Annotated in this window: 18 protein-coding genes; 7 read left to right on the forward strand and 11 right to left on the reverse strand. The window is 62.7% G+C overall.

Annotated features, from left to right (window positions below; all coding sequences use genetic code 11):
* Positions 1-12 precede the first annotated feature (12 nt).
* Complete coding sequence (locus L8K08_RS18475) at positions 13-1455, forward strand: hypothetical protein (RefSeq protein ID WP_242199256.1); 1443 nt, start codon at positions 13-15, stop codon at positions 1453-1455.
* A gap of 46 nt (positions 1456-1501) precedes the next feature.
* On the opposite strand, the gene L8K08_RS18480 is transcribed toward L8K08_RS18475, so the two are convergent.
* Together L8K08_RS18480 and L8K08_RS18485 are read right to left on the reverse strand one after the other, a co-directional pair.
* A complete protein-coding gene (locus L8K08_RS18480; protein ID WP_242199257.1) occupies positions 1502-2602 on the reverse strand; it encodes an SMP-30/gluconolactonase/LRE family protein in 1101 nt (366 codons plus the stop codon).
* On the reverse strand, positions 2599-3276 hold the full coding sequence (locus L8K08_RS18485; RefSeq protein ID WP_242199258.1) for a sterol desaturase family protein: 678 nt from the start codon (positions 3274-3276) through the stop codon (positions 2599-2601). Before L8K08_RS18485 ends, L8K08_RS18480 begins: the two co-directional genes overlap by 4 nt.
* A gap of 296 nt (positions 3277-3572) precedes the next feature.
* On the opposite strand from L8K08_RS18485, the gene L8K08_RS18490 reads away from it, so the two are divergent.
* The 6 genes from L8K08_RS18490 to L8K08_RS18515 all read left to right on the forward strand — a co-directional run bounded on the left by L8K08_RS18490 (position 3573) and on the right by L8K08_RS18515 (position 10531).
* On the forward strand, positions 3573-4496 hold the full coding sequence (locus tag L8K08_RS18490) for a substrate-binding domain-containing protein (protein WP_242199259.1): 924 nt from the start codon (positions 3573-3575) through the stop codon (positions 4494-4496).
* 63 nt (positions 4497-4559) lie between these two features.
* Complete coding sequence (locus tag L8K08_RS18495; RefSeq protein ID WP_242199260.1) at positions 4560-6068, forward strand: sugar ABC transporter ATP-binding protein; 1509 nt, start codon at positions 4560-4562, stop codon at positions 6066-6068.
* The gene (locus L8K08_RS18500) at positions 6034-7026 is read left to right on the forward strand and encodes a ribose ABC transporter permease (RefSeq protein ID WP_106578893.1); all 993 of its coding nucleotides are present in this window, start codon (positions 6034-6036) and stop codon (positions 7024-7026) included. Before L8K08_RS18495 ends, L8K08_RS18500 begins: the two co-directional genes overlap by 35 nt.
* A 26-nt stretch (positions 7027-7052) precedes the next feature.
* A complete protein-coding gene (locus L8K08_RS18505; protein ID WP_242199261.1) occupies positions 7053-8132 on the forward strand; it encodes an alcohol dehydrogenase catalytic domain-containing protein in 1080 nt (359 codons plus the stop codon).
* A gap of 3 nt (positions 8133-8135) precedes the next feature.
* Positions 8136-9668, forward strand: coding sequence for an FGGY-family carbohydrate kinase (locus L8K08_RS18510; RefSeq protein ID WP_242199262.1), 1533 nt, complete (start codon positions 8136-8138; stop codon positions 9666-9668).
* Between the two features lie 137 nt (positions 9669-9805).
* Positions 9806-10531: an SDR family oxidoreductase gene (locus tag L8K08_RS18515; protein WP_242199263.1), complete on the forward strand. Its 726-nt coding sequence runs from the start codon at positions 9806-9808 to the stop codon at positions 10529-10531.
* Here the strand turns inward: L8K08_RS18515 and L8K08_RS18520 are convergent.
* From L8K08_RS18520 to L8K08_RS18560, 9 genes are all read right to left on the reverse strand, one after another.
* Complete coding sequence (locus tag L8K08_RS18520; RefSeq protein WP_242199265.1) at positions 10528-11532, reverse strand: LacI family DNA-binding transcriptional regulator; 1005 nt, start codon at positions 11530-11532, stop codon at positions 10528-10530. The two genes, L8K08_RS18515 and L8K08_RS18520, sit on opposite strands and share 4 nt — an antisense overlap.
* Positions 11533-11590: 58 nt before the next feature.
* A complete protein-coding gene (locus L8K08_RS18525) occupies positions 11591-12454 on the reverse strand; it encodes a LysR family transcriptional regulator (protein WP_106578889.1) in 864 nt (287 codons plus the stop codon).
* A gap of 964 nt (positions 12455-13418) precedes the next feature.
* The gene (locus L8K08_RS18530; protein WP_242199268.1) at positions 13419-13694 is read right to left on the reverse strand and encodes a hypothetical protein; all 276 of its coding nucleotides are present in this window, start codon (positions 13692-13694) and stop codon (positions 13419-13421) included.
* Between the two features lie 92 nt (positions 13695-13786).
* Positions 13787-15187 carry an amidase gene (locus L8K08_RS18535; protein WP_242199270.1) on the reverse strand — a complete coding sequence of 467 codons (1401 nt, stop codon included), beginning with the start codon at positions 15185-15187 and terminating at the stop codon, positions 13787-13789.
* Positions 15184-16452 carry a Zn-dependent hydrolase gene (locus tag L8K08_RS18540; RefSeq protein WP_242199271.1) on the reverse strand — a complete coding sequence of 423 codons (1269 nt, stop codon included), beginning with the start codon at positions 16450-16452 and terminating at the stop codon, positions 15184-15186. Before L8K08_RS18540 ends, L8K08_RS18535 begins: the two co-directional genes overlap by 4 nt.
* A 13-nt stretch (positions 16453-16465) precedes the next feature.
* Positions 16466-17161, reverse strand: coding sequence for an ABC transporter ATP-binding protein (locus L8K08_RS18545; protein WP_145163701.1), 696 nt, complete (start codon positions 17159-17161; stop codon positions 16466-16468).
* Complete coding sequence (locus tag L8K08_RS18550) at positions 17161-17910, reverse strand: ABC transporter ATP-binding protein (protein ID WP_242199272.1); 750 nt, start codon at positions 17908-17910, stop codon at positions 17161-17163. Before L8K08_RS18550 ends, L8K08_RS18545 begins: the two co-directional genes overlap by 1 nt.
* A complete protein-coding gene (locus L8K08_RS18555; protein WP_145163705.1) occupies positions 17907-18917 on the reverse strand; it encodes a branched-chain amino acid ABC transporter permease in 1011 nt (336 codons plus the stop codon). Before L8K08_RS18555 ends, L8K08_RS18550 begins: the two co-directional genes overlap by 4 nt.
* A gap of 1 nt (position 18918) precedes the next feature.
* Positions 18919-19779 (reverse strand): branched-chain amino acid ABC transporter permease, encoded by an 861-nt coding sequence (locus L8K08_RS18560; RefSeq protein ID WP_015884776.1) that lies wholly within the window; start codon positions 19777-19779, stop codon positions 18919-18921.
* Between the last annotated feature and the right edge of the window lie 14 nt (positions 19780-19793).

Below are 19793 nucleotides of genomic sequence, written 5' to 3' on the forward strand. Positions count from 1 at the left end.
GATGGATAAAAAATGAAACCGACAAAAGCCCTTATGCTGGGCGCGGCCCTGATGGCCTCCTGCTTTATTTCGGCCTCTGCCCTGGCCGAGCCAACCCTTTCGATACTCACCCCCGGTACGGTCAACCAAGGCGTGATCGATGCGCTGAAACCGGGTGGCACGCTGACGCCCGTACCGATCCCGGACGAGCTTCTGCAAAAGCTGCTGGACGCCAAAAACGCCAAGGTAAAACCCGCTGGCAAGGCGGCCAAGTCCGCACCGTTCAACACTGCCATCGGCGAGTTGAAAAAGCCGAGCCAGGCCAACCTGAAAAGTGCTGCCGTCGCCGCCTTTGAGCCGCTGTTCCCGACCCTGGATATCAACACCCTCTACACCATCGACCAAGTGCAAACAGGCCAGGAGTTTCCGTACCACTTCAACCTGCCGCACAACGCCCGTGTATTGGTGCAGTTGATCAACCAGAGCGCGGGCGCCGATATGTCGCTGAGCCTGTTCCGCGATGACGGCCAGGGCAACCCGCAACTGATCGATACGTCCGATAACCCAGGCAATGCCGATGAATACCTGGGCGGCATCCTGCCGGCGGGTGATTACTACTGGTTCATGGTGGCCAAGACCGCCACCAACGCGCAGTTCAGTTTTGGCGTGGCGGTGGACACCAACATCGACGCCTTTGAGCCCAACGACACACCGGAAAATGCCTTTGCGCTGCCGGACTCGATGAACAAGGTGACCGGCAACCTCGACAACGCCAGTGACGTTGATTACTTCGACTTCAAGGCGGTGCGCGGCCAAAGCGTGAGCATGTACCTGGCGGGTGATGAAAATGGCAGCCGCAACCAGTGGCTCTTCGAGCGTTTCGACGGTGCCAACTGGGTCACCGTGCCGGCCGGTTCCACGTCGACCTACCCGAGCGTCACGCCGGGCACCACCGTCAAGGTGCGCGTACGTGCCAACCCGGGCGTGGCACAAGACCCGACCAAGCAGTACGCCTTGAGCCTTGGCTCTACGCCACGGTTGAATGCGTCGGATGTGAAGGGCGACAACATCGTGCGGGTGCCGGCCTCGATATTCTGGATGGCGACCCAGGCCGCGCGCACGTTGAACTGGACCACCAACTGGTCCGACTCCACGGGCGCGCCTCTGTTGGGGGTGACGCCAGTGCTGCGCGTGGACAAGCGCTTTGTGGGCGCCGAGTACCACTGGACCGACTTCAAGGCCAGCACCAACAGCGCCGGCACCTCCCTGGCCAGCGCCGCGCTCGGTGAATGCTTCGGCGATTACCGCGTGCAATACCCGGACAGCAGCACCGGCGTGAAATACAACTGGGACACCACCTTCAACTTCGGCGGCTGGCGTATCGAGCTGGACGAGTTCCCCGGTGTGGGGGTGGGCGGTGACAATGTGGCGTACGTGACCTTCGGGCACATCTGCACCCAGGACATCATCCACTGATCCATTGACGCAAGCATGAAGGGGCAGTCCATCCGGGCTGCCCTTTTCATTCGCGGGCCAGTGCCTGCTTCAGTGGCAGGCGCGCCATGCTCGTGCTCTTCAACGAGCCCAGGTACAACCAGTCGCCGTATTCACGCGCGGTGGTGATGGGCGAGTAATTGCCCGAGCTGCCATCCTGCAAGTTGGCGATGACCTTGCCGTCGGTGTCCAGCCCCAGCACAAAAGCCTTACGCTCGATGGGCTTGGGCACCACCATCAACGCCCGTACCATCACCTTGCGCAGCAACGGATAGCCGGCGAAGCCATCCAGCAACGGGTTGCGCGGCGAATACAGCGCGACCCAGAAGCGATCGCTGCCGTTGAAGCTGAGGTTGTCCGGCAGGCCTGGCAGATTGTCGATAAACAGGTCGTGGCTACCCACGTGCTCACCCTTGAGCCAGTAGCGGCTGATGCGGTAGGCGCCGGTTTCGTTCACCAGCACATAGTTCTCATCCGGCCCCAGCGCCACACCGTTGGCAAATTGCAGCTGGTCAAGCAACACCTCGGTGGTGCCGGTGGCAAAGTCATAGCGCAACAGCCGACCATCGCCGCCATGTTCAATCACGGCTTCACCATCCTGGCCATAGCCCCAGCGACTTGACGCGTCACTGAAATAGGCAAAGCGCCCGCTGGCGTCAACCGTCACGTCATTGGTAAAGCCAAACGGCAAGCCATTCGCGCTGTTGCTCAGCAGCGTGAGTTGGCGATTGGTATCCAGCGCGAGCAAGCCCTTGACCCCATCGGCAATGATCAAGCGCCCATCCGGGTGCAACGCCAGGCCGAGCGGGCGTCCGCCGGTGTTGGCCAACACTTCCAGGGTGTGGCTGTCGGGCGATGTTCGGATGATGCGCCCGTCCTGCAGGCCACTGATCAGAAACCCCTGGGCATCCAGCAACAAGGCCTCGGGCCCGGCGATGTCCGAGGCGCCGATTCTTTGCACCGCCTTGAGCCGCTGATTCTCGGCGTAGGTGCCGTCCGTCATCGAGGGCGCCTTGGGCGGGGCCCAGTTCACCGGTTGTACCTGGGTGGGCATCAACAGCAGAAAGGCGATCAGCGCAAGCGATACAACGAACAGCCCATGACGAAGATGTTGACGGCGGTGGCTCATGACTGTTCCTGGTTGTCGTGGGCGTTCGGTTCCCAGTGCAGAGTGCCGAACAGGTAATCCATCAGCGGCAGGACGATATTGAAATTACGCCTTTGCATCAGTTCGCGGCGGTGGTGCAGCGCGTGCAATTGGTGCATCTGGCGGATCCACGGCAGGCGTGCCACGCGGTGGTTGGCAGGCAGGTGTTCGCAGGCGTGGAACACCTCGTAGAGCAAGTAACCGAGGATCATGCAGCCGGCAAACAGCCCGGCGATGTTGGGGCTCAGGTGCTTGAGCAACAACCAGGCGGGGAGGGTGATGGCCAGGCTGTGCAGCACGATCAGCCACGCCGGGAACAGGATCACGCGCCAGTCCCGAGGGCTGTCGTAGGTCATGTGGCCGGGCGTGAAGAAACTGTGATGGTCGCCGGTGTGCCGCGCATAAAACAGTCGGGCGAGCGTGTGTTTGTGATGGCCGAGGTGGCGGTGCACGAGGTAGATGCACAGGTTGAAGAACACCAGGGTCAGGGGCACCGTCAGCCACTGCAGCGGAGTGATGCGTTCGGTGGAGGACCAGGCGAGGGTGATGCAGAAAATGCCATAGCCGAGGACGAAACCGGCGTGCAGCCATGGGTGGTAATGGCGGCTTATGGCCGCGCGATAACGGGTGCGGAAGGTCTCGGTAGGGTGGGCCATGGCGGTTAGCTCGGTATTTTTTTGTTGGAGGCTGAGCTTAGTTGGTGGTGGGGAATGTGCGAGTTTTTGCGCTGTGCAGGAAACCCATGTGGGAGCTGGCTTGCCTGCGCGGGCATCCACTCGGTGTGCCTGACACACCGAGGTGTCTGCATCGCAGGCAAGCCAGCTCCCACATGGACCGCGAACCCGAAGCGACCAGTGGGGGCTTGCACAGCCCTGATTTACTTGCTAGCTTCTCGCAAAATGTTAACGATAACATTTGCTCTAACAATAAAAACAAAACAGAGAATCACGCCATGAAAATGCTCCCCAAAACCCTGTGTTTACTGGCTGTCAGCATCACCCTCGGCAGCGCGGCTCCAGCCTTTGCCGACGCCGCCAAACCGATCCGCATCGGCGCCTCCTTCCAGGAGATCAACAACCCCTATTTTGTCACCATGAAAAACGCCCTCGAAGAAGCCGGCGCGACCATCGGTGCAAAACTGATCATCACCGACGCCCGTCACGACGTGTCCAAGCAGGTCAGCGACGTTGAGGACATGCTGCAAAAGGGCATCGACATTCTGTTGATCAACCCCACCGACTCGGTCGGCGTGCAATCGGCGGTCAAATCCGCCCACGCCGCCGGTGTCGTGGTGGTTGCGGTAGACGCGCAAGCCGACGGCCCACTGGATTCCTTTGTCGGCTCGAAAAACTTCGATGCCGGTTTCCAGGCCTGTGAATACCTGGCCAAGAACATCGGCGACAAAGGCAACATCGCGATCCTCGACGGCATCGCCGTGGTGCCGATCCTCGAGCGTGTGCGCGGCTGCAAAGAGGCGGTGGCCAAGCACCCGGACATCAAGATCGTGAGCATCCAGAACGGCAAGCAGGAACGTGACCAGGCGCTGACCGTCACCGAAAACATGCTGCAGGCCCAACCTACGCTCAAGGGCATTTTCAGCGTCAACGACAACGGCTCGCTCGGCGCCTTGTCGGCCATCGAAGCCAGTGGCCTGGACGTAAAACTGGTCAGCGTCGACGGCGCGCCGGAAGCGATCAAGGCGATCCAGAAGCCCGGCAGCAAGTTCATCGCCACCTCGGCGCAGTACCCACGCGATCAGATCCGCTTGGCCCTTGGCATCGCGCTGGCCAAGAAGTGGGGCTCGCAAGTGCCTGCCACCATTCCGGTGGACATCACCCTGATCGATCAGGCCAAGGCCAAGGACTTCAGCTGGTAAATCGCCCGGGCCCCACGTCACACGTGGGGCTTGAGGTCTCCTTCTGAATACGAGGTCGGCGGTATGAGCAGTCTTCTGAAGCTGGAAAATATCTGTAAGCGTTACCCGGGCGTGCAGGCCCTCAAGGGCATCAACCTGCAAGTGGAGCGCGGCGAGATTCATGCCTTGCTCGGGGAAAACGGCGCGGGCAAATCAACCCTGATGAAGATTCTCGGCGGTGTCGAGCATCAGGACGAAGGGCAGATCCTGATCGACGGCCAGGCGCAGCAGTTCGCGACCTACCGCGATGCGATCGCTGCTGGTATCGGCATTGTGTTCCAGGAATTCAGCCTGATTCCCTACCTCACGGCGGTGGAAAATATCTTTCTGGGCCACGAGTTGAGTAACCGCTTCGGCCTGCTGCGCAAGCGCGAGATGGTCGAGGCATCGCAAGCATTGTTCAAGCGCCTGGGCGTGAGCATCGACCTGCAGTGCGCGGTCAAGCACCTGAGCGTGGCCGAGCAGCAGTTTGTCGAAATCGCCAAGGCCCTGGCCCTGGATGCACGTTTGCTGGTGCTCGATGAGCCGACCGCCACGCTCACGCCCAGCGAAGCCGAGCTGCTGTTCGAGATCATGCGCGAACTCAAACGCCAGGGCGTGGCGGTGATTTTTATCTCCCATCACCTGGAGGAAATCTTCCAGGTGTGCGATCGCATCAGCGTATTGCGCGACGGCGGCAATGTCGGCGTGACCGAGGTGGCCGACAGTGACATTGATCGGCTCGTCGAGATGATGGTCGGCCGTCGCCTGGAATGCAGTTTTCCGCCCAAGCCGACCGATGCACGCGGCCCGCTGTTACTGGAGGTCAAGGACATCCAGCTGGTGCGCAACGGTCCGCATAACCACTTCCAGCTGCACAAGGGCGAGATCCTCGGCTTTGCCGGGCTGGTGGGTTCGGGCCGTACCGAACTGGCGCTGGGCATGATGGGAGCGCTGCCGTCGGTGAGCAAAGAGGTGTGGTTGCGCGGGGAGAAAATCACCCTCGACGACCCGGCGCAAGCCTTGGCCCACGGCATCGGCCTGCTGCCCGAAAGCCGCAAGAGCGAAGGCTTGATCACTGACTTCAGCATTCGCGAAAACATCTCCCTGAACAACCTGCCCAAGTACCAGAACGCCTCCGGGCTGATCGACAAGGCCAGGGAATGCGCCAGTGTTGAAGACCTGATGCGCCAACTGTCGATCAAAGCGCCCAGCGGCGAAAGCCGAGTGTTCAACCTCAGCGGCGGCAACCAGCAAAAGGTCGTGATCGCGCGCTGGATCAACCACCACTGCGACGTGCTGGTGTTCGACGAACCCACTCGCGGCATCGACGTTGGCGCCAAGGCGCAGATCTACGCGCTGATGCGCAGCCTCACCGAGCAGGGCTACGCAATCATCATGATTTCCTCCGAACTGCCCGAAGTCATCGGCATGTGCGACCGCGTCGCCGTGTTCCACAAGGGCGCCATCGTCAAGGTACTCGAAGCGTCCGCCGTCAACCCACAAGAGGTCATGCGCCATGCAACAGGGGGCACAAGTGAATATGTCCATTAACACCGGCGACACCGGCCGGCTGCGCCTGAACCTGGCGCGGCTGGTGCGTTCGCCGGCGTTTTATCCGTTCGTGGGGCTGGTGGTGGTGACCCTGGTGATGATCCTCGCCAGCGACACGTTCCTGACCGCCAGCAACCTGTCGAACATCGCCCGCCAAGTGTCGATCAACGCGATCATCGCCGTGGGCATGACCTGCGTGATTCTCACCGGCGGGATCGACCTGTCGGTGGGGCCGGTGATGGCGCTGTCCGGCACGTTGACCGCCGGCTTGATGGTCGCGGGCTTGCCGCCAGGCCTGGCGATAGGCGCGGGGATGCTGATCGGCGTGGCCTTTGGTATCGGCAACGGGCTGTTCGTCGCGTACCTGCACATGCCGCCGATCATCGTCACCCTGGCAACCATGGGCATCGCCCGTGGCCTGGGCCTGATGTACACCGACGGCTACCCGATTTCCGGGTTGCCGGAATGGTTCGGTTTCTTTGGCCGTCAAAGCCTGTTCGGCATCGAAGTGCCGATCCTGATCATGCTGATGACCTATGCAGCCGCCTACGTGTTGCTGCAACACACGCGCATCGGCCGCTACATCTACGCCATCGGCGGCAATGAAGAAGCGGTGCGGTTGTCTGGCGTGCGGGCGGCGCGCTTCAAGTTGCTGGTGTACGGCATCAGCGGCCTGACCGCCGCGATTGCCGGGCTGGTGCTGACGTCACGCTTGATGAGCGGCCAGCCGAATGCCGGCGTGTCGTTTGAACTCGATGCGATTGCCGCGGTGGTACTCGGCGGCGCGTCGATTGCCGGCGGGCGCGGGGTCATCGTTGGCACCTTGCTCGGCGCCATGCTCCTGGGCGTGTTGAACAACGGCCTGAACATGCTCGGCGTTTCGCCCTACGTCCAGAGCGTGATCAAAGGCGCAATCATTTTGCTGGCGATCTTTATCAGCCGTCAGCGGCATAAATAACTTCCTACCAGACAGGACCGAACACCATGGACAAGCACACCCAAATGCAAGCCGTCGTCTGCCACGGCCCGAAAGACTACCGCCTGGAGCGCATCGGCAAACCCAAGGCGCGCGCCCATGAACTGGTGATCCGCATTGCCGCGTGCGGCATCTGCGCCAGTGACTGCAAATGTCACTCCGGCGCGGCGATGTTCTGGGGCGGCGACAACCCGTGGGTCAAGGCGCCGGTGGTGCCGGGCCACGAATTTTTCGGCTATGTGGAGGAAGTGGGTGAGGGCGCCGAGGAACATTTTGAAGTCGCCGTCGGCGACAAAGTGATTGCCGAGCAGATCGTGCCGTGCGCCAAGTGCCGCTTCTGCAAGTCGGGCAAGTACTGGATGTGCGAAGTGCACAACATCTTCGGCTTTCAGCGTGAAGTGGCCGAAGGCGGCATGGCCCAGTACATGCGCATCCCCAAGACCGCCATCGTGCACAAGATTCCGGAGTCGGTGTCGCTGGAAGACTCGGCGCTGGTGGAGCCGATGGCCTGCTCGATCCACACCGTCAACCGCGGTGAAATCCAGCTCGATGACGTGGTGGTGATTGCCGGTGCCGGCACGCTCGGGCTATGCATGGTCCAGGTCGCCGCGTTGAAGACGCCGAAAAAACTGGTGGTGATCGACATGGTCGACGCGCGCCTGGAGCTGGCCAAGCAATTCGGCGCCGACGTAGTGATCAACCCATCGCGCGACAACGCTCGCGAGATCATCAACGGCCTCACCGATAACTATGGTTGCGACGTGTACATCGAAACCACCGGCGTACCGGCCGGCGTGACCCAGGGCCTGGACCTGATTCGCAAGCTCGGGCGCTTTGTCGAGTTCAGCGTGTTTGGCGCCGAGACCAGCGTCGACTGGTCGATCATTGGCGACCGCAAAGAACTGGACGTACGCGGCGCGCACCTGGGCCCGTATTGCTACCCGATTGCCATCGACCTGTTCGAGCGCGGGCTGGTCACCTCCAAAGGCATCGTCACCCATGACTTCCCGCTGGATAACTTTGCCGAAGCGTTCGAGCTGGCCAACTCGACCAAGTCGATCAAGGTGCTGTTGAAGCCGGTGGTCTGAACGATGGAGTACGTCATAGGAGTCGATATAGGAACCCAGAGCACCAAGGCGCTGCTGGTGGATGGCCAAGGTACGATCATCGCCCAGCACAGCCAGGGGTATCGCGTGGATACCCCGAAAGTGCGCTGGGCCGAGCAATGGCCGCAGGTGTGGCTGGGTGCTGTTGAAGCCTGCGTGGCGCAGTGCATGGCCAAGGCCGGCGTGGCGCCAGCGCAGGTCAAGGCGCTGTGCATCAGCAGCCTGTACGGCGGCTCGGGGATTGCCGTGGATGCGCAGATCACACCGCTGCACCCGTGCCTGATCTGGATGGACCGCCGCGCCGGTGAGCAGGTGGCGTGGGTGCGTGAGCAGGTGGATTTGCAGCGTTTGTTCGCGGTCACCGGCAACTCGGTGGACAGTTACTACGGCTTCACCAAGATGCTCTGGCTCAAGCAGCACCAGCCGCAGGTGTGGGCGCAAACGCGTTACCTGCTGCCGCCCAACAGTTACATCAACTGGTGCTTGACCGGCGAGTTGGCGGTGGACCACAGCAGCGCTGGCAACATTGGCGGCGTCTACGATGTGGCGCAGCGCGGCTGGTCTGAAGAGATGCTCGCGGCATTGGGCATTCCCCTGGCGATGATGCCCGAGCGGCTGGTGTATTCCGGTGAAGTCGTGGGCGGTCTGTTGGACGCGTGGGCTGCGCGCCTGGGTTTGCACGCGGGTACGCCGATCCTCGCCGGAGGTGTGGACGCTGCCATGGCGACGTTGGCCGCCGGTGTCACGCAACCGGGCAACCACGTGGCGATGATCGGCACCAGCATGTGCTGGGGCTACTTGAACCAGCAAGTGGACGCGCGCCACGGGTTGGTGAGCATGCCGCATGTCTACAACGGCCATCGAGACCTGTACATCTTTGGCGGCGCGATCACCGCCGGGGCGTCAGTCAGTTGGTTTCGCGAACAGTTCTGTCAGGCCGAAGAGCTGCAGGCCAAGGCCACTGGGCAGGACAGCCTGGCGCTGCTGGAGCAGAGCGCGATGAAGGTTCCGGCAGGCAGCGAAGGCTTGCTGTTCCTGCCGTACTTGATGGGCGAGCGCAGCCCGGTGTGGGACGACCGCGCCAGCGGCAGTTTTGTCGGGCTGAACCTGTACCACAGCCGCATCCACCTGTACCGCGCGGTGCTTGAAGGCGTGAGTTTCGCCCTGCGCCACAACATCGAGGCCGGCACGCAGGGCGCGCACTCACTGGACCCGCGCCTGATTGTGGTGGGTGGGGCGAGTCATTCGGATTTGTGGATGCAGATCATCGCGGACGTCACGCGGTACCCGGTCTACACCATTGTGCAAGAGGTGGAAGCTGCGCTGGGCGCAGCGTTGCTGGCGGCGCACACGGTGGGGTTGGTGAGTGATGGGGCGATGGAGAAGGGCTGGGTGCAACTGGAGCTGCGGGCGCAGCCCAAGCGCGAAAATGTCGCGGTTTATGACCAGGCGTTTGGGGAGTACTTGAAGCTGTATCCGGCTTTAAAACCCATCATGCACAGCCTGCAAGCCAACTGATTCAACGCGGTCCAAATGTGGGAGCTGGCTTGCCTGCGATAACGGTGCATCAGTGACAAATAGGTTAACTGAGCCACCGCTATCGCAGGCAAGCCAGCTCCCACAGGGGATCTTCATTGTTTTTGAGATTTGTACTCATGACGACGACCTTCAACTTCACCCACCAGCGCATCCTCGTCACCGGTGCCACCAGCGGTATCGGCCACGAAATCGCCCTGCAACTGATCGCCAGCGGGGCCGAGGTCTTTGCGCTTGGGCGTGACGCCGAGGCCCTGGCAGCCCTGGGCTGCCACAGCGTATGCGTGGACATCGCCGACAGCGTCGCCCTCGACCAGGCCCTGCAAGACCTGCCGGCCATGCACGGCCTGGTCAATTGCGCCGGCATCTCCCGACTGGAACCCGCTGCCGCGATCAGCGTCGATGCGTTCGATCTGGTGATGCAGGTCAACGCGCGTGGCGCCGCTCAGGTTGCCAGCCGTGTCGCGGCAAAAATGATCGAGGCGAAAGTCGCCGGCAGCATCGTCAACGTCTCTAGCCAAGCTTCGTTGGTCGCGCTGGACGATCACCTGGCCTACTGCGCTTCCAAAGCCGCACTGGACGCAATCACCCGCGTGCAATGCGCCGAATGGGGCCGCTTCGGCATTCGCGTCAACAGCGTCAACCCCACGGTCACGCTCACGCCCATGGCGACCATGGCCTGGTCCGAACCAGCCAAGCGCGACCCGGCGCTGGCGGTGATTCCGCTGGGGCGTTTTGCTCAAACCGTCGAAGTGGCCTTGCCGGTGCTGTTCCTGCTGAGCAGCGCCGCCAGCATGATCAGCGGCGTGAGCCTGCCGATCGATGGCGGCTACACCAGCCGCTAGCCGTTTTCCAATACGCCGGCGATCACCACTTTGTCCCGAGGCTTGTACGGGTCTTGCAGGCGGTCGAGCAGCAGGCGTACCGCGCTGCTGCCGGCCAGGGACGCGTCATGGGCCACGCAGGCGATGGGCACGCCGAAGATATCGGCGAAGGGCAGGCGGTCGATGCCGCAGATGGTCAGGCTGTCGTGCGGGATGTTGTGCATGCGCAACGCACGCAATGCGCCGAGGGTGATCAACTGGTTGAAGCCCATGATCGCGTCCGGCGCCGTGTGTTCGGCCAGGTAGTCGAGGGTGTGCAGGTACGACGGCATCAGCGTGTAGTCGCCGGCCTGCACTTCAACTTGAATATGTGGATGGTCGGCAAGCACTTCGCGCAGGCCCTTGAGGCGTTCCACGGTGATACGTGAATGCGCAGGCCCGGTCAGCACCAGCAGGCGCTTGAGCTCGGGCGTCTGGCGCAGCAGGTAGTGCGCGGCCTGGATGCCGCTGTGGTAGTTGTCGAGCACCACGCGGCTGAACGGGCTGTCGTGGAGCGTGCGGTCGAGCAGCACCACCGGGGTTTTGCCATTGCCCAGGCGCTCCAGGTAATCGGGCTGGTAGCTTGGCTCGTCGGAGACCGGCGACAGGATGATCCCCGCTACGCGGTAGCCCAGCAGGGTGTCCACGGCCTTGCTTTCCAGCTCTTCCAGTTCGTCGGTGTCCACCAGCATGATGGTGTAGCCGTGCTGTTTGGCCTCGCGGGAAATCGCCTTGATCATTTCGCTGTAGAACGGGTTGTCCACCGAGGCGGTGATCACGCCGATGATCAGGCTTTCACTGCGCTTGAGCCCACGGGCGAAAGCGTTCGGCACGTAATCCAGCTCCCGCGCCACCTCGAGGATGCGCGCCAGGGTGGCGGGTTTGACCAGGTCGGGTTTGCTCAGCGCGCGGGACACGGTGATGGTGGTCATGCCGACCTGTTTGGCGATGTCGCTGATGGTGACGGACTTTTTCTTGTTCATCGGTCAGGCTGCAAAAGGAAACACCCGCAGGCTAGCACGCGCGCAGGCTCAGGGTGATTCAAATCAGCGGGTCCCAGCGTTGCGACCAGTCACTTTCGGCCTTGACCACGCCGCGCAGCAATTCCAGGGCCTGTTGCAACACGGCTGAATCGCGCGCGCGTGAATAGACCAGGTAGGTTGGAAAGCTGAACTCCGGCGCTTTCGGCACGCGCTGCATCACGCCGCTGTCCAGGTAGCTTTGCACCACACGCGTGCGGAAATACCCGGCGCCGCCGTTTTCCAGGATGTACTGCAGCGCCAGCGGGCCGAGGTTGAAGCTCAGCGCGGCGCGGGCCTTATCGGGCAGGGCGGTGTCATGTTGCTGGCGAAAGCCCGGGCCCCAATCGATGTAGACGTAAGGGTCTGGCTTGCTCACCAGTTGCACCAGGATCAGTTTTTCTTCCAGCACCTGTTCTACCTGCAGGCCCGGCCAATACTGGGGTTGGAACACGAGGGCGGCATCGAGTACGCCCAGTTCCAGTTGGCGCAGCAGGTATTCGCCTTCACGCACTTCGGTGCGCAGGGCGTGCCCCGGGATGTGTTCGCGCAGGGCTTGGGCCCAGCCGAGCATCAGTGGGTTGCACAGGCTGACTTCGCCGCCGATGTGCAGGACATTGCGGTAACCGTCGGGCAACGGCAGGTCGCGTTTTGCGGCTTCCCAGGTTTGCAGCAGCTGGTTGGCGTATGTCACGAAGGCCTCACCGTCGGCGGTCAGGCGGGCGCCAGCGCGGTTGCGGATGAACAGCGTGCTGCCGAGCTGGCTTTCGAGGTTTTTCACGCGTGCGGTGATGGCGGTCTGGGTGACGTGCAGTTTCTCGGCGGCAGCGGCCAGGCTGCCGCAGCGGGTGATTTCGAGGAAGGTGCGTGCCAGTTCGATGTCCATGAAGCCCCCGGGGATGAATGGCGGGGATTGTAGTGGATGGGGGTGGGGCTTGTTTAGGTAGATGGGGGGCATATCCGTTGCTGCGGTAACGGCGGCTGGCGGTTCCGCTCTTACAGCGGGTCACTTTTGGCAAACGCCCGGAATGCCGGCCCAGCCAAAAGTAACCAAAAGGTCTTTGCCCCACCACTCGGCACCTCGCCTAGGCTCGGTGTGCCCGAACGCAGGCTTGAATCCGTGGGCCGCCGCGATGGGCCATCCATGGCCCAACACGGCTAACCCGGCGTCCTGCCGGGTTACCCACGGATTCAAGCCTGCGTTCGGCCAGCGTGGTTGACGGGGCCTGTCAGATCAAAAGCAAGATCAACAACAGCACGGCGGCCTGAAAGCCGACCTGAGTGGTAGAAGCAAAAGCACAGCAACACACCTCTATCTGATGCACAGAGATCCAAATGTGGGAGCGGGCTTGCTCGCGAATGCTGTGTGTCAGTCAGCTCATGTGTAACTGACCCACCGCCTTCGCGAGCAAGCCCGCTCCCACAATTTGATCGAGTTCAACCGCCAGCACATCACTGCTTTGCTTTTCTGTGGGAGCTGGCTTGCCTGCGATGCAGGCACCTCGGTGTGTCAGGCATAACCAGTAGATGCCATCGCAGGCAAGCCAGCTCCCACATTTGATTGAGTTCAGCCTTCAAAGATCAGGTCGGCTGTCAGGCCGCCTCGGTTTTGTTTCTACCACTCAGGTCGGCTACTAGGCCGCCGTGCTCTGCTTTTGATCTTGATCTTAGGCGCCCGTTTAAACCACGCTGGCCGAGTGGTGGGGCAAGAGCTCTTTGGTTACCTTGGGGCTTTTTTTCCAAAGTGACTCGCCGTAAGGGCGAAACCCCTATCAGCCATCACCCAATAACGGATACGCCCCCAAAACCCCCCATCGCTAATAGCATCCCAGCAAAAAGCCGCCTGATCGTTATTGAATACCGATGGACCAGCTCTGTGTGGTCTGGTCCTCGTGGCGCGGCTCCAGGTCATCTTCATACTGGCAACGCGGGCCCTTGCAGTGGTAGTCGAAGGTCACCGGCGCTTGGGTCTTGATGGGAAACAACGATTTGGCCGTCGCCGGTGCAGCCTGTGGCGCGGCCTCGGTGACGGGCGCTTCGTAGGTCAAATCCAGCGTTGCAGCGTGGGCCACGATGGGCAGGAGGGCGAGCGCTGCACTCGCCAGAACGGTCCTTGTAAATAGCATCTGAAACAACCCGCGCAACAAAAATGAAGCGCGAATTATAAGCCAGGCGCAATCGCCGATGCACACCGCAGTCCGCGGTCGAACGCCGCAGTTCAGAACACCCGAGGTGCCTCAAGGTGTTCCGTGGGGAACGCATGGGCATAGGCCTGACACACCCGCAGCACCTGCTCATCGGCAAACCGCGCGCCCACCACATGCAGCCCCACCGGCATGCCATTCGCCGCCAACCCGCACGGCACCGACGCCGCCGGTTGCTGGGTGAGATTGAAGGGATAGGTAAACGGCGTCCACTCCATCCATTCGTTCAGGCCCGAACCCGGTGGTACGTTGTGCCCCGCCTCGAACGCAGTGATGGGCATCATCGGCGACACCAGCACGTCGTAATGCTCATGAAACGCCGCCATCCGCGCCACCAGTGCCGCGCGGGCTTCGAGGGCGTCATTGAAGTCGCGCAGGCTCAGCTGTTCGCCGCGTTGCGCGATACGCAGCAGGCCGGGGTCGAGCAGCTGTTTTTGCGCCTCGCTCATCGTGCTGGTCAGGCGGGCGGCGCCGGCGGCCCATAAGGTGCTGAACACCTCCAGCGGGTCAGTGAAACCCGGGTCGATCTGCTCGACATGCGCGCCCAGTTGCACCAACCCTTGCACGGCTTGGGCGACGACGCTGGCCACCTGCGGGTCGACATCCACATAACCGAAGGTCGGGCTGTAGGCCACACGCAAGCCTTGCAAATCCGCACCCGGCTTGAGCCACGGCGTGGTCCGTGGCGCACCGATCAGGCCATCGCGCGCATCCGGCTGCGCGACGGTTTGCAGCATCAGCACGGTGTCTTCCACCGTGCGCGTCATCGGCCCCAGGTGCGACAGAATCGTCATCGAACTGGCCGGCCACTGCGGTATGTAGCCGAAGGTCGGCTTGATGCCAAAGGTACCGGTGAACGCACACGGAATGCGGATCGAGCCACCGGCATCGCTGCCCTGGTGCAGCACGCCCAGGTTCAACGCCGCCGCCGCGCCCGCGCCACCGGACGAGCCGCCTGCGGTGGTGCGGGTGTCCCACGGGTTGCGGGTGATGCCGTACAACGGGTTGTCGGTGACGCCTTTCCAGCCGAATTCCGGGGTGGTGGTTTTGCCCAGCAGCACCGCACCGGCCTTGCGCATCAGGGCCGAGAAGGGCGCATCCACGTCCCACGGCCCGTCGGCGGAGGTGGTGCGTGAACCCTTGCGGGTGGGCATGCCGAGGGTCAGCGTCAGGTCTTTGATCGAAGCGGGCACGCCGTCCAGCGCGCCGCAGGGTTGGCCTTTGAGCCAGCGTTGTTCCGAGGCGCGCGCGGCGCGCAAGGCACCCTGCGGGTCGACATGGCAGTAGGCGTTCACCACCGGGTTGTAGCGCTCGATACGCAGCAAGGCATCTTCGGTGACCTCCACCGGCGACAGGCTTTTGTCGCGAAAATGCTGCAGCAGTTGCACCGCTGTCAGTTGGCCCATCTCACTCATGCCAGGTCCCCCTGCGCCGCGTTGACCATGGCGCGCAGCAGCACCGCGCAGCCTGCTGCCAGGTCATCCGGCGCGGCGTTTTCGATTTCGTTATGGCTGATGCCGCCTTCGCACGGCACAAAAATCATCCCGGCCGGGCCGAGTTCGGCGACGAAAATCGCGTCATGCCCGGCGCCGCTGACGATGTCCATATGGCTCAAGCCCAAGGCCGTTGCGCCGTCACGCACGGCGTTGACGCAGGCCGGGGCGAAATCCAGCGGCGGGAAGTCGGCGGTGGGCGTCAGCGCAAACGTCAATCCGTGGCGTGCAGCCGTGGCTTCAATCACGCCGCGCACTTCATCGACCATGGCTTGCAACCTGTCGGCGTGCAGGTGGCGCAGGTCGATGGTCATGTGCACCTGGCCGGGAATCACATTGCGCGAGCCTGGGTGCACGCTCAGGCAACCGACCGTGCCGCAGGCGTGTGGCTGTTGCTGATGGGCGATACGGTTGATCGCGCTGACGACTTCGGCGGCGCCGACCAGGGCGTCCTTGCGCAGGTGCATGGGCGTGGGGCCGGCGTGGGCTTCGACACCAGTGAGGGTCAAGTCGAACCACTTCTGGCCCAGGCAACCCATGACCACGCCAATGGTGGTGGCCTGGTCTTCCAGCACCGGGCCTTGTTCGATATGCGCCTCGAAATACGCGCCTACCGGGTGGCCAAGCACCGCGCGCGAACCGGCGTAGCCGATGCGCTGCAGTTCAGCGCCTACCGACAGGCCGTGCTCGTCCTGTTTGTCGAGGGTTTCCTGCAAGTCGAACTGACCGGCAAACACCCCGGAGCCCATCATGCACGGCGGAAAACGCGAGCCTTCTTCGTTGGTCCACACCACCACCTCGATCGGCGCTTGGGTCTCAATGCCAAGGTCATTCAAGGTGCGGATCACTTCCAGCCCGGCCATCACGCCGTAGCAGCCGTCGAACTTGCCACCCGTGGGCTGGGTGTCGATATGGCTGCCGGTCATCACCGGGGGCAGGGCGGGATTGCGCCCGGCACGCCGGGCAAAAATATTGCCGATGGCGTCAACACTGACGCTGCACCCAGCCGCCTCGCACCAGTGCACGAACAGGTCGCGGGCCTGGCGGTCGAGGTCGGTGAGCGCCAGGCGGCACACGCCGCCTTTGACGGTGGCGCCCAGTTGGGCCAGGTCCATCAGCGATTGCCACAGGCGGTCGCGGTTGATCAGCGGGGCGTTGCTCTTGAGCGGTTGCGCAAAACTATTCATGGGCACTCTCCGGTCAGGCACTCAGGGCCAAATAACGGTTCTTGATGCTTGGGTCGGCGCGGAAGGCAGCGGCGCTGCCCTCGTACACCACGCGGCCCTGTTCGAGCACGTAATGGCGGTCGGCGAGCTTGTCGCAGACCATCAGGTTCTGTTCCACCAGCAGCACGGGCAGGCCGTCGTCCTTGACCTTGCGCAGGATTTTCACCAGTTCGTCGACGATCACCGGCGCGAGGCCTTCGGTGGGTTCATCGAGGATCAGCAGCTTGGGATCGTTGAGCAGCGCGCGGGCGATGGCGAGCATCTGTTGCTCACCGCCGGATAACGCGTGGCCGGCGTTTTTGCGCCGCTCCTTGAGGCGCGGGAACATGCCGTACACGTCGTCCAGCTGCCAGCGGCTGGTCTTGCGCACGGCGATGCGCAGGTTTTCTTCGACGCTCAGCAGGCGGAAAATCCCGCGGTTTTCCGGCACCAGCGCCAAGCCCTGGCGGGCGATTTCGAAGATCTTCTGGCCCACCAGCGCCTGGCCGTTGAAGTGAATCTGGCCCTGGCGCGGGCAGATAATCCCGAGGATGCTGCGCAGCGTGGTGGTCTTGCCGGCGCCATTGCGGCCCAGCAGGGTCACCAGCTCGCCGGGGTTGACGGTCAGCGACACGCCTTCGAGTACGTGGCTTTTGTCGTAGTAGGAATGGATATTCTCGACGATCAGCATCAGGCGGCCTCTCCCAGGTAAGCAGTGCGCACACGTTCATCGGCGCGCACGAAGTCCGGCGTGCCTTCCACCAGGATCTGCCCGTGGCTCATCACGGTGATGCGTTGGCTGATGGACATGACGATGCTCATGTTGTGTTCGATCAACAGCACCGTGTGGTCGCGGCCGAGGTCGCTGATCAACTGGGTCATGATCGGGATGTCATCGATGCCCATGCCCGAGGTGGGTTCGTCGAGCATCAACAGTTTTGGCTTGGAGCAGATCGACATGCCGACTTCCAGCACACGCTGCTGGCCGTGGGACAACTCGCCGGCCAGGGTGTCGGCGCGGCTTGTGAGTTGCAGGCGTTCGAGTACCTGGTCGGCCATTTCCAGGTGCTCGCGCTTGCTGTCGACGCGGCGCCAGAAGTTCAGCGCACGCGCGCCGTCGCGGCCCTGGGCGGCCAGGCGCAGGTTCTCGCGCACGCTGAGGTTCTGGAACAGGCTGGTGAGCTGAAACGAACGCGCCATGCCCAGGCCGACGCGGGCGTGGGCAGGTTTGCGCATCAGGTTCTGGCCATCGAAATGAATCGCCCCGCCAGTGGCCTGGCGTTCGCCGGTCAGGCAGTGAAACAGGCTGGTCTTGCCGGCGCCGTTGGGGCCGATGATGGTGTGGATGGTGCCGGCTTCGACCTTGAGGTTGACGCCGTTCACCGCGTGGAACGCACCGTAGGCCAGTTCCAGGTTCTGGGTTTCCAGCAGGATGCTCATGACAGCTTCTCCTTGGTCACAACGTCGGCCTTGCGGCTGCCGCGTACGCGTTCGAACAGTGACGACAGCCCGCCCCACAGACCGCCGCGCATGAAGATCACCACCAGAATCAGGATGATGCCCAGCAGCATCAGCCAGCGCGGCCATAGGTCGGAGAGAAAGTCGCCCAGCAGCACGATGGAACCGGCGCCCAGCAACGAGCCGAACAGCGAACCGGTGCCGCCGACGATGGTCATGATCAGGATGTTCTCGGACATCGCCAGGTCGATGTTCGACAGTGGCACAAAGTGCAGCAGCATCGCGTACAGCGCCCCGGCGATGCCGGTGACGGCGCCGGACAGCACAAACACCAGGATCTTGAAGTGGCGCGTGTCGTAGCCGATGGCCGAGGCGCGGGTTTCGTTTTCGCGGATGGCCATCAAGGTGCTGCCGAACGGCGAGGCGATGACCCGGCGTGCGCCGATGAAGATCAACAGGAACAGCACCGCGACAAAGCCATAGAACGCGCGGGCGTCGGCCAGCGACAGCAGCACGGTGTCACCGAGGCGGATTTCCGGGCGCGGCACGCTGAGCAGACCGTTGTCACCGCCGGTCCAGTCGCTCAGGGTGTAGGCGACGAAGTAGGCCATCTGGCTAAACGCCAGGGTCAGCATCACGAAGTAGATGCCGGTGCGCCGGATTGCCAGGGCGCCCACCAGCAGCGCGAGGAAACCACCGGCCACGGCGGCGCCGAGCAGGGCAGGGAACAGGCCCAGTTGCAGGTGGATCATCAACAGTGCAGCGCAATAGGCGCCGGCGCCGAAAAAGATGCCTTGGCCGAACGACAACAGCCCGGTGTAGCCCAGCAGCAGGTTGCAGGCCAGGGCGGCCATGGCAAAGATCAGGATCTCGGTGGCCAGGGTCGCCGAAGGCAATATCAACGGCAAACCGATCAGTACCGCCAGAACCCACAGCAACATCGCTTTTGATTGGGTCTTGGCAAACGGCAGGGGATTTTTCTCGCTCATGTCAGGCTCTCCCAAACAGGCCGTAAGGGCGTACCAGAATCACCACGGCCATCGCGCCGTAGATCATCAGGCTCGCGCCTTGGGGCCAAAGTGTGGTCATCAGGCTTTGCACCACGCCCACCAGCAGACCGCCGACCAGCGCACCACTGAACGAGCCCATGCCGCCGATCACCACCACGACGAACGCCACGCCGAGAATCTCCGGGCCGACGAAGGGCTGGGCGCCGCGCAAGGGCGCAAACAGCACACCGGCGACGCCGGCCAGGGCTACGCCGAGGGCGAAGGTCATCGAGAACAGGCGGAAGATATTGGTGCCCAGCAGCGACACGGTTTCGGTGCTTTCACTGCCGGCGCGCACCAGGGCGCCGAAGCGTGTGCGCTCCAGCAGCAGCCACAGGCCCAGGCCGACCAGCCCGGAAAACACAATGAGAAACAGGCGGTAGTAGGGGTAGACGAAGTCGCCGACCACCAGCACGCCGCGCAGCAGTTCCGGCACGGCGACGCTTTTGCCCACCGGGCCCCAGATCATCACGCTGGCTTCCTGGATGATCAGCGCGATCCCTAAGGTCACCAGAATCTGGAACATGTGCGGCAAGTGATAAATGCGCTGGATCAACAGTCGCTCGATCACCCAGGCCAGCGCGGCCACCACCAGTGGCGCGATCAGCAGCGCCAGCCAGAAGTTGCCGGTGAGGCTCACGGCGGTGTAGCAGATGTAGGCGCCCAGCAGGAAGAACGCGCCGTGGGCGAAGTTGACGAAGTTGAGCAGGCCGAAAATGATTGTCAGCCCGACCGCGATCAGAAAGTAGATCATCCCCAGCCCAAGGCCGTTGAGGATCTGGAACAGGTAAAGGTTAAGCATGCAGGAACCCTCGG

It is taken from the genome of Pseudomonas sp. TREG-RG-20F-10-E-6-01 (assembly GCF_022662455.1).
GTDB lineage: Bacteria > Pseudomonadota > Gammaproteobacteria > Pseudomonadales > Pseudomonadaceae > Aquipseudomonas.